Origin of the sequence: Metabacillus niabensis (assembly GCF_902829255.1) — a bacterium.
In the GTDB taxonomy this organism is placed as follows: Bacteria; Bacillota; Bacilli; order Bacillales; family Bacillaceae; genus Metabacillus; species Metabacillus niabensis.
Genome location: NZ_CADEPK010000114.1, coordinates 12,598 through 27,161 on the forward strand (window position 1 = coordinate 12,598; position 14,564 = coordinate 27,161).

General features: G+C 38.2%; 11 protein-coding genes. 4 read left to right on the forward strand and 7 right to left on the reverse strand.

The features are described 5' to 3' along the window. Window positions 1–55: 55 nt before the first annotated feature. The 6 genes from HU235_RS10480 to allC form a co-directional block, all read right to left on the reverse strand. Window positions 56–1,432 (reverse strand): allantoinase, encoded by a 1,377-nt coding sequence (locus HU235_RS10480; protein WP_174880193.1) that lies wholly within the window; start codon window positions 1,430–1,432, stop codon window positions 56–58. A gap of 187 nt (window positions 1,433–1,619) precedes the next feature. Then, on the reverse strand, window positions 1,620–2,486 hold the full coding sequence (locus tag HU235_RS10485) for a fumarylacetoacetate hydrolase family protein (RefSeq protein ID WP_174880194.1): 867 nt from the start codon (window positions 2,484–2,486) through the stop codon (window positions 1,620–1,622). Window positions 2,487–2,497: 11 nt separating this feature from the next. Continuing rightward, window positions 2,498–3,655, reverse strand: a complete 1,158-nt coding sequence (locus HU235_RS10490; RefSeq protein WP_174880195.1) for an amidase — start codon at window positions 3,653–3,655, stop codon at window positions 2,498–2,500. Window positions 3,656–3,707: 52 nt separating this feature from the next. Beyond that, window positions 3,708–5,024 carry a uracil/xanthine transporter gene (locus HU235_RS10495; RefSeq protein ID WP_174880196.1) on the reverse strand — a complete coding sequence of 439 codons (1,317 nt, stop codon included), beginning with the start codon at window positions 5,022–5,024 and terminating at the stop codon, window positions 3,708–3,710. 69 nt (window positions 5,025–5,093) lie between these two features. Next, complete coding sequence (locus tag HU235_RS10500) at window positions 5,094–6,338, reverse strand: pyridoxal-phosphate-dependent aminotransferase family protein (protein ID WP_174880197.1); 1,245 nt, start codon at window positions 6,336–6,338, stop codon at window positions 5,094–5,096. Then, window positions 6,335–7,600 carry an allantoate deiminase gene (allC, locus tag HU235_RS10505; protein ID WP_174880198.1) on the reverse strand — a complete coding sequence of 422 codons (1,266 nt, stop codon included), beginning with the start codon at window positions 7,598–7,600 and terminating at the stop codon, window positions 6,335–6,337. Before allC ends, HU235_RS10500 begins: the two co-directional genes overlap by 4 nt. Before the next feature lie 207 nt (window positions 7,601–7,807). Here allC and HU235_RS10510 point away from each other — a divergent pair, with 207 nt between their 5' ends. Further along, window positions 7,808–9,430 (forward strand): PucR family transcriptional regulator, encoded by a 1,623-nt coding sequence (locus HU235_RS10510; RefSeq protein WP_174880199.1) that lies wholly within the window; start codon window positions 7,808–7,810, stop codon window positions 9,428–9,430. A 161-nt stretch (window positions 9,431–9,591) separates the two neighbouring features. Here HU235_RS10510 and HU235_RS10515 read toward each other — a convergent pair whose 3' ends face one another. After that, entirely contained in the window at window positions 9,592–10,362 is a 771-nt protein-coding gene (locus HU235_RS10515; protein ID WP_095302159.1) for a class I SAM-dependent methyltransferase, read from the reverse strand. A gap of 339 nt (window positions 10,363–10,701) precedes the next feature. Between HU235_RS10515 and HU235_RS10520 the strand changes: the two genes are divergently transcribed. Genes HU235_RS10520 through HU235_RS10530 form a run of 3 tightly spaced genes read left to right on the forward strand, consistent with a single transcriptional unit; the run spans window position 10,702 to window position 14,257 of the window. Beyond that, window positions 10,702–12,057: a spore germination protein gene (locus HU235_RS10520; protein WP_174880200.1), complete on the forward strand. Its 1,356-nt coding sequence runs from the start codon at window positions 10,702–10,704 to the stop codon at window positions 12,055–12,057. Next, window positions 12,054–13,148 carry a GerAB/ArcD/ProY family transporter gene (locus HU235_RS10525; RefSeq protein ID WP_095302161.1) on the forward strand — a complete coding sequence of 365 codons (1,095 nt, stop codon included), beginning with the start codon at window positions 12,054–12,056 and terminating at the stop codon, window positions 13,146–13,148. The genes HU235_RS10520 and HU235_RS10525 overlap by 4 nt, the downstream gene beginning before the upstream one ends. Then, on the forward strand, window positions 13,145–14,257 hold the full coding sequence (locus HU235_RS10530; protein WP_174880201.1) for a Ger(x)C family spore germination protein: 1,113 nt from the start codon (window positions 13,145–13,147) through the stop codon (window positions 14,255–14,257). Before HU235_RS10525 ends, HU235_RS10530 begins: the two co-directional genes overlap by 4 nt. The last annotated feature ends 307 nt before the right edge of the window (window positions 14,258–14,564 follow it).

A 14,564-nucleotide genomic window follows, 5' to 3' on the forward strand; every position in this document is an offset into this window, starting at 1 on the left:
TTCGGTTTGATCCGATTGGAATGTCTGTTTTTAGTATATAAATGGAATTAGAAACTCATTTTACATATTCATCTTTTTCAGGTTTAACCCACTCTCCGTTAGCTTTCCCTGCCACAACCTTACCATCCTGGTAAACGATTTTTCCTTTACTAATTGTTGCAACTATCATACTCGGGAATGTATGGCCAATATATAAACTTTCTTTATGCTTGGCAAGGAAATTTTCCTTTGTTACTGTAAAGGAATCTTCTAATGATAGAATCGCTAAATCAGCATCAAAGCCTACTGCAATTTTCCCTTTCCATTCTGAAAGCCCAAATCTCTCCGCTGGTGCCGACGCTGTTAATTGCGCAATCGTTTCAAACGGAATGTTATATTTAATGGCTAGTTCAAGCATCGATAAAAACGTGAATTGCCCACCGCTAATTCCACCCCACGCAGCAAATAAATGATGCTTTTTCGGATCTTTTAAATCAAAAGGACATGGCGAATGATCTGAGGAGACCATATCAAATTTTTGGTTGATGACAAGTGAAATTAACTTCTCCTGCTCTTCTTTTTCCCTTAATGGGGGTGCACATTTTGCAATGGTTCCCAATTCACGTAAGTGTTGATGATTGAACAGTAAATAATGCGGACAAGTTTCAACTGTAATATCCATTCCACTATGTTTTGCTTGTTCGATTTTTTCAATCGCCAACGCGGAGCTTATATGGACGAAATGAAGCGGACAACCTGTAAGCTCTGCATAGTATATCGCCCGCTCCACCGCTTCAACCTCCGCCATGATCGGTCTTGATTCGAGATAATCATCCGCACTAAAAGCGCCAGCCTGTTCTTTCTCAGCTTTTAACCAATTCGTAATCGAAGCACTTTCTGAATGAAGTGCTAATACCTTCCCCGTTTTTGCAATTATTTTCATCCCATTAAGCAATGTCATATCATCTACTGAGGCAAATTCTTTGTTGCCTGTTTCAGAAAGAAACGCTTTAAAACCAATAACTCCAGCTTCAGCAAGTGGTTCTAAATCCTTTTCATTTCCAGGAACAAGCCCGCCCCATAAGCTAAAGTCGACGAACGACTTCAACTTCCCGATCTCTGCCTTCTCGGTTAATGCCTTAACATTAACGGTTGAAGGAATGCCATTTAACGGCATATCAAAGTAAGTCGTACAGCCTCCTGCCGCCATCATCATCGAACCTGTATGGAAGCCCTCCCAACTCTCTCTACCAGGTTCACTAAAATGTACATGTACATCAATCACCCCCGGAAAAATATAATGATTTTCTGCATTTAACATCACACTAGCGTTAGCTTGGATACCTTTTTGAAGTGCGACAATCCGTCCATCCTTTATCCCAATATCCGTTTCCTTTACTCCATCAGGAAGGACAGCTTTGCCATTTTTAATTACAACGTCTAATCGTTCCATTACAAGTGCCCCTTTCACAAAACAAAATGATATATATTCTGACATGAGATGTTAATTGTGTTTCCTATATTTTAAATCAACTACTAATACGAATCATTAATAAATTCGTGAATTTTTCATTTTTGCATTGTATAAAATAACTAAAAAACCAAGCACCTATTGTGATTGGTTCTTCCTTCAAGTATTTTTATTTAGAATCAATAACAGGGTTTCGTAATGCTTTAAAACCATCAATCTGGCATTCTATCATATCTCCATTTCGAATTACGACTGAACCTGGTGTACCCGTCATGATGATATCACCTGGATTGAGCGTCATAATCTGTGAAAAATAGGAAACGATAAATGAAGGCTTGTACATCATATTAGCAACCGTATTATGATGTGCCTCTTCCCCATTTAAAACGGTTTTAACGATTATCTGCTTGAGATCTGTATATTCATCAGCCGTGATGAAATAAGGACCGAAGCTAAAAAATGTATCAAAGCTTTTTGACCTTTGCAAAAAACGAGGATTTTTCGCATGAATATCCTTTGCTGTTACATCAATCGCTGTTGTGTATCCAGCAATTACCGATAGTGCATCCGCCTCAGCAATATCCTTGCATGATTCCCCGATGATAATCGCAAGTTCTGCTTCTGCCGTTACTTGCCTTGATTGACGAGGGAGAGTAATCGCTTCTCCATGTCCTATTAAACTCGTAACTGGTTTCATAAAAATAATCGGATCTTCCTCAGGTGGCTTCCCCGTTAATTCGATTGCCTTATCGAAATAATTCATCCCTACACCCCAAATGCTTTGGGGATTCCGATAAAGTGGAGCGAACACTGCTTCTTCTACTGAAATGCTTGGAAGATGAGACAGTTTACGTTCACCTTCATTTTTATACCAATCGATTAATTCTACTAATTGGTTTGTTTGTAAAAGCTGAAAAAGGTCAGTACCCCATTTTTTCTTTTCCAGTTCATTGATTGTTTGAATGAGAATGAACCGTCCTGAAAAAATAATCGCTGCCTCTTCTTTTCCAGCTATTTGAATCGTTGCTAGCTTCATATTTTTTCTCCTTATTTTTCACCATATAATTTATTTACCCAATGTAGTAGCTTACGATCATTGTTTTGATTAGCTATAAATGATAGCCCTAGTGGTAAGCCATGAACGTTTACCGGAACCGTCACCTGTGGTAAACCAGCCAAGCCAGCAATACAAGTTAATTGCATCGCTCTTGCGCGATACTTGTCAGCTTTTTCTCCATGCAAATTTAATAACGGGGCTGCACCAGGAGCACTTGGAATGATAAGAATGCCATCATCACCTAAAAGACTTGATAGATCCTGAATAATTTTTTCCCTTAATAGAATTTGCTCGTTGCATTCAAGTTTATTCAACGTACTTGCCCATTGAAATCTTTCGGCAATTCCTGGTCCAAATGTAGGGTTTTCTGTTTGAATCCATTCGCCATGCTCTTCCCAAATCTCTATGCCTTGGAGGATACGAAACGTGTTAGCCCATTCATCAAGACCTTCAGCGGAGATCTGCTTCCACTCAGCATTGTCCGTGTTTTCAATCGTCGATAATAATGCTTGTTTGTCATGCTTCTTCAATAACGCCCATGCGTCCTCACCTAATAAAATTTGCTGAAAGCATCCTTCTTCGCTTTGGTCATTAAGGAGAACATCTCCTACCTTGATTAATAAATTGAGGTCCTTTGACATCCAGCCAACGGTATCAAAGCTTTTTGCTAATGGGATCACACCTTCAATTGGCACTACTCCATGCGTCGGTCTGAACCCATAAATTCCACAATACGATGAAGGAATTCGTACAGAGCCACCTGTATCTGTTCCTAATGAAAAATCAACTAATCCAGCCGAAACTGCAACAGCTGACCCACTTGAGGATCCTCCTGGTATCCTCGTTTTATCTATCGGGTTTACTGGTGTACCATAATGAACGTTTTCCCCGTTTAAGCTATACATAAGTTCATCTGTATGAACAGTTCCCGTTAGCTTTGCACCATGATGGAGGAGCGTTTTTATGACTTTTGCATGATCAGTTGCATATTCATGTGTTCGATACCAATCAGGATTTCCCGCATGATTCCTATAACCTGCAATAGAAAACACATCTTTAACAGCAAAAGTTAACCCGTTTAATCGTCCACTTCCTGTTGGTTCTACTATAATCTTTTCATCAACGAATGCATTCCATTTATCTGACATTTTCATAACCTCCACCAAATTAGATTTGCTCTATATGCAGTTTTTTAAATCTTTAGCTTAAAAAGAGCCGTTTTTTCTTTCGATATTGTTTGAATTTAATATTTTCTAGTAAAATCGATAATAAAATCCCTATTAACAAACCATTGCTCATTAACGGACGAATAAAGGAAGGAATTGATTGAAAATAGGACAAAGGAAAGGTCATAAAAATAACTCCAGTAAATAACGGTATGCCTAAGCGATAAAGATTCGCTGTCGTTAAAGTAATTTGCATAAAATATTGGAGTGAGGATTGTAAAAGCCGTAAATATGCAACAAATAACACTGCGCTTCCAACACTTAAAGGTAATTTTGCCATGAACTGGCTAACCTGAGGTATGATACCCATTGCCATAAACATCGCACTACCGAGAATAAAGGGAAGTCTTTCGATAATCTTCGTTTGCCGAAGTAATCCGATTGATGAAACATATGGGGCAAATGGAACAAGCCCTAATATTCCCGCGATAATCGTAAACATGCCACTAATTGTAAATGAACGCCGAAATTCGTTTGTTGTCGTATGTGATTGATAAATTGAATCTGTTCCTATTAAAGCGCCAAATGTATTTGAGGTGTTAAGAAAGCCAGCAACGATGACAGTGAAAATAATCCCTAAATCAATGGAAGGCGTACCGAGCGGAAACAATTCGATGACCATTTTACCAGCCACATCAATCCCCTCTCTATTTAACAACAGTTCAAACAAAACCCACCCAACAATAATTCCGGTTAGTAAAGAATACTTCCTAATTATTGGCGTTGCTTTCAAACTTATGACCATAACGATGCCTGCTATAGAGCAGGAAAGAAGAAAAACAGGAAGATCAATTTCCCCCGTTTTTTCTTGCCCTCCGAAAGGTATGCCTAGCATTCCTTGTAGAAAGATCGTATTCAGCCTACATCCTAACAAAAACATAAAAACTGCCATCACACCAGAATTAAATAGCTTTGAAAAATAGGGAGCTAGACCACATAATCCGATCAATATCGTCAAGATTCCCGCAAGAATAACTCCAACAGCAAGGCTACCCCCAAGAGATGCAAGCGACATCCCTTGGGAGGGGGCCGCGTAGCATAAGCTTAAAATAACTCCCCACCATAGTCCAGACTGCCCTTCCATCACTGATCGTTTATGCCCAGTAACTGCTTGCAGCATAGATGCTAATCCTGTAAATAGAAATGAAAATTGCAGTAATGTAATGATTTTTTCCTGAGGGAGTTGGAAGGCAGCACCGATTGTAATTGGAATTACAACTGTATTTGTAAATAGGAAAAAAAGCCATTGCAGCCCTGCTAGCCAAGGTTGTAAATTGAAAAGCCGTTTCATATAACCACCTTCTAATCGCTTAGAGAAATAGCATACCGCTACAAAAGCCTCGCTATTTTTATTCTTTCCCTATGATTTCACGACGATATTTTTACTTTCGTAAACATTTAAGGCTGCTTGCAAGGCATTTCCTGCTTGAACCTTCACTTGATGGCGAAGCAATACAGCTTCAAGAGCTGCTAAAACAAATAAGATATTTTCCTTTCGACAGCTGTAGCCCATTGTCCCGATGCGCCAAATTTTCCCGTGTAATGGACCAAATGAGCTAGCAATTTCAATTCCAAACTGATGTAAAAGCATCATTCTGACAGATTCACCATCAACACCATCCGGAATCTTCACACAGGTTACCATTGGCAGCTTCCATGGGACATCATTAAATAATTCTAATCCCATAGCCTTTACTCCTTCGATTAATGCTTTTTCGTGAAAACGATGTCTAGCAAACCTTTCTTCAAGTCCCTCTTGCAGGACGATTCTTACCCCCTCGCGCAAAGCATAAAGCATCGAGGTTGCTTCAGTATGGTGATTCAATCTTCTCGGTCCCCAATAATCCTGAAGCTGGCTCAAGTCAAAATAATTACTACGGATCGGATTAAGCACATCCTTCTGATCCGCTTCAGTAGAAATTCCTCTTTCAACTTTTTTTCGCGCTGCCACTACCTGTTCAACGCGGTCATTATACGTAATCGGTGCCATACCAGAAGGAACAGATAAGCATTTTTGCGTGCCGCCGATAACTGCATCTAATTGCCATTCATCTACCTTTACGTCTGTCCCACCAATCGTAGCAACTGCATCAACAATACATAGAACATCAAGCTCACGGCAGGCTGGACCGATCTGGTCCAACGGCTGCATACAGCCTGTTGATGTTTCACCGTGAACAATCGCAAGTACATCCGGCTGGACACGTTTCATTTCCTCTATGATTACCTCTTGCTCGAATACTTCTCCCCATTCACATTCGATAATATGGATTTCCGCTCCATTCCGTTCCGCAATTTCCGTTAATAAATGTCCGAATCTCCCGTAAATTGGAATCAATACTTTATCACCTTGTTTAATTACACTGCATAATACAGCCTCAAGACCAGATCGCGATGTTCCATCAATCGGAAACGCCCACTGATTTTTCGTTTGAAATACGTCCCTTAGCATTTCCATTGTTTCATTCATTAGTTGTGTAAACGCTGGGTCAAACTGACCTAATATGGGCGTGCTCATCGCACGAAGCACTCTCGGATCAACCTCAACAGGTCCTGGTGTCATAATCGTTCGTAATGGTGTATTGATTTCATGAAACATACTCATTCGAAACCTCCTCCTTCATAAGCTAATTTATATAAAACTTTGATTAATAGTTGGATTCCTTTTTCTAAATCCTCTGTTTTCGTAAATTCGTTCGGGGAGTGGCTAACTCCATTTTTGCTTGGTACAAATAGTAATGAAGTCGGACAATATCCCCCAAATCTTTGCGAGTCATGGCCAGCACCACTTGTCATTTTTTTATATGGAATGTTCTCTTTCATTAGTAAAGCCTCTGAAATGCTATTCAGCTTTTCAGACATTTTTACCGGCTTCTCCATCATCCAGTTATGAACTGTTACTTCTGTCTGATGCTTGCTTGCAATCAATGAAAATTGCTCAAATATAACCTGACAAAAAGATTCGAGAACATGCTCATCACGATGACGGATATCAAGAGAAAATGTAATCTCGCCTGGAATGACATTTGCTAGATTTGGCTCGATAACCATTTGTCCAACTGTTGCTACTAAATCAGGGGATGTTTCCTTTGCTTTTTTCATCACATATTGAATAAGCTCTGCAGCCGTATACATCGCATCCTTGCGCCATGACATCGGTGTTGTCCCAGCATGATTACTCTCACCGATTATCGTAACATTGTATCTTCTTTGACCGACGATATGACTAACGATCCCAATCGATTTCCCTTCACGTTCTAACATTTCACCTTGTTCAATATGCAGCTCAACAAAGCATTCAAGATCATTGCGTAAAGGCTGTTGGTAGTTTCCTTTCCCAAATCCCGCTTCCTGCATCGCTGTGACAAAGGAAATCCCTTGTGAATCAGTCAAATGTTCGATATCGTTTATCGTCTTAACACCAGTAATACTTCCTGAACCCCAATATGTCATCGGAAAACGACTTCCCTCTTCCTCACATAATGAGACGACCTCGATATTTTTTTTCGGTTGCCCGTAATTCTCATATAAATATTGAAGGGCAATGATCCCTGCAATTATTCCGTACGCACCATCATATTTACCGCCATCTATTACCGTATCAATATGCGAACCTGTTAAAATTGTCGTATTACTTTTTGTATAAGCTGGCAATCTACCAAATAAATTACCGACATCATCATAATAAACTTCAAGTCCAATCTGTTTCATTCGTTTTTCTAACCCTTGCTGTGCAGCCTGCCAGCTAGACGAATACAATGGTCGAGTGACACCGTTTTTTTCGCTTTTACCGAATGATGCGAGCCACTCGACCATTTCTTCGATTTGCTCAAAAAACGTAGGTGTTTTCGTTTCATCTATAATCAATCGAATCCCCCTCTATATCGTAAATCATTTTTCTTATGTTATAATTCTTTACATCATCAGGAATATAAATCGATTGTAAATGAAAAACATCGTAAAATCATTCACATAAATGTAGAATATTTGGTCATTTCATTGTATAAATTAACTAAAATTTTGCTTGATTGATAATCTGTTTTGTAAATCATCCTTACAAGGGAGAGAACATGTATGAAATTATATGATTTATTAAAGCTGCCAATTTTTAACGGGGCAACAATTGCTGCTGGTGAAAACGGTACTTCACGTGAAGTTAATACGGTAAATATGATGGATGCGCCTGATATTATTCATTTTTTAAAGGAGCATGATTTGCTTGTCACAACCGCCTTTCATTTTAAAGACGACCTAGAATCATTACTTCGCCTCATTGTGGAAATGAATAAGCAAGGATGTGCTGCATTAGGCATTAAAACAAAGAGATTCATAGATAACATTCCTGAAAAAGCAATTGCCCTTGCAAATGAGCTTGAGTTTCCACTAATTGAACTGCCTGTTCAAACCTCTTTAGGGGATATTGTTAATCAGTCTTTAAGCTATATTCTTGATATTCGAACAAACGAACTCCATCAAGCAATGCAAGCACATCAACAATTTACAAATGATGTTATGAGCGGGCAAGGGATCGAAAAAATTTTAAAAAGCCTATCCTCTCTTATAAATTTTCCGGTTGTGTTATTAAATCATCATCTACGGCAAATCGATAAGCTTGTAAAGAAAATCACATTTTTAGAAAGTCTAGAAAAAATGGTGATAAGAGGGTATTCGTTCCATTGGCCAAAAACAATGATGTCTAGCTTTTCTTTGTTAACTGAAACGAGAGATACAATTACCCTTTTCCCTGTTTATACACATAAAAAGCAGTTCAGTTACCTTGCAATTATTGGATTCATCCCCTCAACAGACAGATCAACGATTTTAACGATTGAACAGGCAACAAATGTCATCGCATTTGAGCTAATGAAAAAAAATGCCTTAAACCAGCATTCAAGACGGATTCGAAATGAATTTTTTACAAAGTTCATTAATCAAACATTTTCAACAAATGAAGAGGTAATCAGCAGAGGACTCGAATTTGGCTTAAAAAACGAGCAAAGGTATCTTTGCATCGTAGGGGATATTGACATACAGGACAAAAGCACACGGGCGCTTCAATTTCAGTCTGAGCAAGAGCTTATTTATGAAACGATCGAAGCGGAAATAAAGTCTTTCGAGCAAACGATTCATATGTTTACGATTGACCGTTCATACATACTTCTTGCTGAGCTAGAACGAAACTGGAAAACGGTTGAGGCTTCTTTTCTTCATTTACTCGAAACGATTCAATTAAAAATTTCAACCCATTTTCGCCAAAGCATTTCCTTTGGAATAAGCAATTATGCTGAACAGCTTCTCCACATACCTGTTTCATATAAGGAAGCATTGGATGCGTTATACTATGGAAATATGTTAGGGAAAAAACAATTTATTGAAGTTTACCAGCCAAAGGAGGTACCTGAAATTCTTCGTATGCTCCCCTATGATCAATTAAAAAAGTTTTATGTTGATACGTTCCAAGCATTTGCCAATGAACCGAAAAAGGATCATGAGGAGCTTCTTAAAACATTATCAGTATATTTAGAAACACACTGTCAGCTTTCAGAAACAGCTAAACGGTTGTATATCCATCGAAATACCGTCATTTACCGTTTAGAAAAATGCGAAGAAATAATTGGCAGAAGCATAAAGGCTCCAGAGGAAACACTCCGTTTACGTCTTGGATTTCGGATTAAAGCGTTACTTCAAGGGATATAACATTTATTTTTTTTATATACGAATGATTCATAAACAGGCAAAAAGCTCTCAATAGATGAACTGCCCCATAAACGTTAGTTCGATGCCTAGCTTTCTTGGATCAGATTCATTGACGAGAAGCTTTTTGTTTGCATTGTACTGCTTCACAATTACCAAAGGCGTTAATTGGCAACTGCTTTTACGATTATCGCTTCACCTTGGAAGGAGATGACTTGGTTATTCTCAATTACAATCTTAAATTTTGTTTTTATTTTTTCAGAAGCATTCGCGATATATTTGTTTAATGCATTCTTTTCTTCCTGAGGGAGGTTCATGCGATTGCACCATGTGTCAAATTGAAATGTTTTTACAAAACGATGCCATTCAACTATTTCAAATCCTGATAATTCAAGCATCTGAATCCATTCACTCTTTTTCCAAGCTCGAAAATGACTGTAATCTCGAGTTTTTTCGATGTAATTATAAAACTGATCAAGATCATCGTCCTCTGGGACAACATTATCAATAAGTAACAACTGTCCGTTTTGCTTTAATACGCGCTGAACCTCGGAAACAAACTGTTGCACATTCGGAAAATGATGTGGAGCAATTCTACATGTAACGAGATCAAAAACATCATTAGAAAATGGTAGATGTTCAGCGTCTCCTTCGATATATTCAACATTCTCATTCCCATTGTTCATTATAAAGGTTTGAGCCGAGTCTAACATTTCTCGTGTTAAATCTAAGGCGGTAACTTTTTTTACATGAGGTGCAAAGGCATTTGCGGTATGGCCACCACCTGTTGCGACATCGAGTAATAATTCACCTCCAGATATTGTAGCGATCTCAAGGAGCTTGTTGAGATCCTTCCCATCTTTATGAATCGGACTATGAACATATGATTCTGCACTTTTACTAAATTGTTGCTGAACTGCCTTTTTAATATTCATGACTTACCCTCCATTCACTTTTATATCTTTACTATATAGCTAATATCTCATAAAGAAAATGAATGTTATTTTATAGATAGTCATAAGGAAAACTTATTCCTTATTGCTGGATATAGCATAGTAGCTTTTAAAAAATAAGGCTGTTGTTTTTTAAGCATTTTGTTGATTAGAATAGATAAATCTTGTCATCTCAATACACCCTCTCTTCATGCCCGTTCTTCCCTTTCTAAAAACACATAATAAAATGTATGAGGATTGTTATTCAGGTAAAGATATACATAAAAATTCCTTAACAATTAAATCCTTAAATGAAGGAAAAATCTACTAGGAGAGCATTTGATGCAATCAACTAAAGAATCTCGTGAGACATTGGACTGGTTAGCAGAACAATTAAAGCCATCTAATGATTTCGTATCAAAGCCCTTACATATGGATGAAAAACATATGGAGCTTTTATACATCAAGACAGTTATCGATGGAGATAAGCTCCAGCAGCTTATTATAAAGCCCTTTTTTGAATTGGTTAACGATTTGCATGTAGAAGCATATTTGAACTCACTTCCTAACGTACAGGACATAAAAGGTAAAGAACAAATTGCGCTTGAATTAACGAAGGGTAGCGTTGTTGTTGCCGTTCGAGATCAGCTGGTCTTGTTGGATATAAAAAAGGTCAACACAGATACGGTATTGCAAACAAGTATCGAGCCAACGATTCAAGGACCGCAATTATCTCTAAGTGAGGATATCTCGACAAATATCAATCTTATCCGCCAACGCTATCACAAGCCATCTCTTACAGTTGAGATGATGGAAATTGGAGAAAAAACCAATCAATCATTAGCAATTATTTATGATGAAGACGTTGTCCTAAAGGATGTCCTTGAACGTATTAAAAGAAAGCTAAATTCCCTTAAAATACCTGCAATCCAATCAACATCAGAGCTTAACCGTTTATTAAACGAAAAAAAACGCTCGTTAATGCCTATTATGATGTTGACCGAGCGAACGGACCGGGTCGTCTATAATCTTGCTGGCGGGAAAGTGATCCTTTTACTTGATGGTGGGCATACGACTGTTATGGCACCTGTCGTGTTTATGGATTTTATGACCTCGATGGATGACAAATACCAATCTTATTGGATTACAAAATTTTTGAAATTCCTCCGCTATTTTGGCTTGTTTGCTTGTTTAACCCTTCCTGGATTATATGTAGCTGCTACTTCCTACAATCCAGAGGTTTTCCGAGTGGAGCTTGCCTTAACGATTGCAGGAAGCCGTATTGGTGTGCCATACCCTTCGTTTATTGAGGTTTTATTTATGCTTATTATTATGGAGCTATTGACTGAAGCAAGCATACGCCTGCCAAAGGCCGTTACAGGAACGGCAACGACAGTTGGAGGCTTAATTCTCGGACAAGCTGCAACCGAAGCAGCACTAGCCTCTAACATTATGATTATTCTTGTTGCTGCTGTCGCTATCTCAACCTTTGTCATTCCAATTAATGAAATGAGCTTTGCGATTCGAGTCATTCGTTTTGTCCTCTTAGCCTTTTCAAGTTTTGCCGGATTGGCAGGATTGGTGTTTGGCTTGATTTGGATACTCATGTATTTAACCCAATTGGAGAGCTTTGGGCAGCCTTATTTTAAAATCTATCTCCAAAGCAAGCGCTCAGAAACGAGAGGATCTTCAACATGAACCGTTACTTTTTTTACCTTGTCTTTGTTAATATGATCGCAAATGTTGTTTCCTCTGTCCCAAAAATTTTAATCGGACAAAGGATGAATGGTGCAATCATTTCCATGTTCGTGTCCTATATTTTAGGACTCGCCTTCTGCTATATTTGTGCCCGCTTTTTTAATCTTTTTCCAGGGCAAGGGTTACCTGATTTAACGAAAAAATATCTACCTCGCTGGCTATCAGGTGCAATTGTTCTTGTCTTTGCGTCCACTTGGTATATTGCAGGTCTTATCACCTTAGTCACCTTCACGTTTTTATTAAATCGGTTTTTAACACCTGATATGCCTTTACTTTGGATCACCTTTACCTTCCTGCTCTTTCTTACGTATGGAATCTTAATGAACAGCAGGAGCGTTCTTTATACGATTGAATTTGTGCTTATTTGCTGTATACCGATTATTGCATTTATTACACTAAAAGCTTACACATCTCCTGAGCTTAACTGGGATTTCATAAAGGAATCATTTATGTATATTAATCATTATCCTAGTTATACTGGCATCTCTGCCTCCAGCTATTTATTATTGGGAGGATTCAATCTTATTATTTTTAATCGCTTGTTTAAAAGAAAGCAGCGAATTAATTGGAAAGACATGCTTATTATTGGTTTTTTTGGTGGTGCTTCACTTGTTACGACCTTCTTTATCCCAATTGGTATGCTAGGTTTTAATGGTGTTGGTGATATCGTGTACCCTTGGATAACAACGAGTGATACCCTCCACTTGGAGTTTTTTGTTATCGAGCGTGTCGTTTATCTCTTTTTGCTCCTCTATTTGGCTATCTCTTTCTTGAGTGTTTTAATTCACTGGCATGTAAGCCTAGAGCTATTAAAGAGTATCGTGTTTTTTAAAAAGTTAAAATCGAAAAAACATAACCTCACTCCCCACTTGTTTATCTTAGCTTTTTGGCTTGGTGCCTTAGGAACCGTCATCTATTTAACGGAATATGAATTGACGACATATACAAGCTATTTTCTAAATTACTTACTCTGTTCATTTGTCATTATGTTTAGCCTTTTTTTCTTTATTAAAAGGAGGGCAAAGGTTTGATAATTTCATTACATAGACGATTTATTATAACGATCTTAGCACTCTCAATGCTCCTCCAGTCGGGCTGTGGTTTTAAAGACATCGACAAAAGGATTTTTGTCCTTTCCATCGGAATAGACCATAGTGATAATGATGAAAAACCATATAAAATTACCCTAAAGCTTGCGGTTCCCTCTGGTTCGATAAAAGAAACCGGTACGAAATATACTTACCTTACAAAGGAGAGTGAATCAATTGCCTCTGCTGTTCGCCTCTTAAAATCACATGTCGATAAAGAAATTGATTTTGGTCATGCAAAGGTGATCGTTTTTGGTGAGAAAATTCTAGACCATGATATGAATGAAGTAATAGACTTTTTTGTCCGAAGAAGGGATATCCAAAAAATGTCATGGGTAGCTGTTGGAAAGCCGTCTGCTGAAGCTGTACTTAAAGCAGAGCCTTCCTCAGAAAAGTCAGGCTCACACGCATTGTTTAATTTTTTTGACCAAGATGGAGTGGAAAGCGTCTATATCGTCTCTACTTATCTATTCGATTTTTATCGAAGAATGTCTGAGAAGGGATATGATCCGATTCTACCTGTATTAAGTTCAAGTGATAATAAGAAAAAAATAGTGGTGAATAACTCTATCCTACTAGCAAATAATAAAGAACCGTTAAAATTGTCCCCGGAGGAAACAAAACTTTACAATGTGATGGCTAATAATAATGAAAAGCTGAATCTTACTGTAAAGAGGGACAAGCTTCTCTTTACAGTTTCAATTGATGCCTCAAAGACCAGTTATAAAATTATCACAAAGCCAAAGCAAAGGCCTGTATTAAAAATGAACGTATCGATGAAGGGAGTAATTGAGGAAGCAAACCAGCCAATGAACCCTGCTAAACTGTCCACGTACGATAAATACGTTAGCAAAGACTTGGAGAAGCAGCTAACAGAGTTATTAACAAAGCTTCAGGAAAATGATGCAGATCCGATCGGGTTTGGCCTTCGATACCAAGCTTCTAAGCTACATACGGAAAAAACGTATAAAGAATGGCGTCAGATTTATCCTGAGCTTTCCTTTGATGTACACGTAAAGGTTTCGATTATGAGCACAGGGATAGTTGAATAGAAAATGACAATCTGATGATGTTTGTGGATATTATCTAGAAATAGTTGTTATTACTGGGAAAATAGAAAAAGAGGTTGGGACAAAAGATTTTCAACATAAGAAAAATCCGAACTATAATTTGGAATTCTGCTTTAAACTTCGTGTCTTTTTGTAAGTGGTAACACTTGTATACATTGTTATTTTTTACTAGTAGTCGTTCTGGTTGATTTCCGCTACAGTACTCGCTTTCCGCGGGGTGGGTGGTGAGCCTCCTCGGTGTAAACCTGCGGGGTCTCACCTCTCCCACGCATCCCGCAGGAGTCTCGCA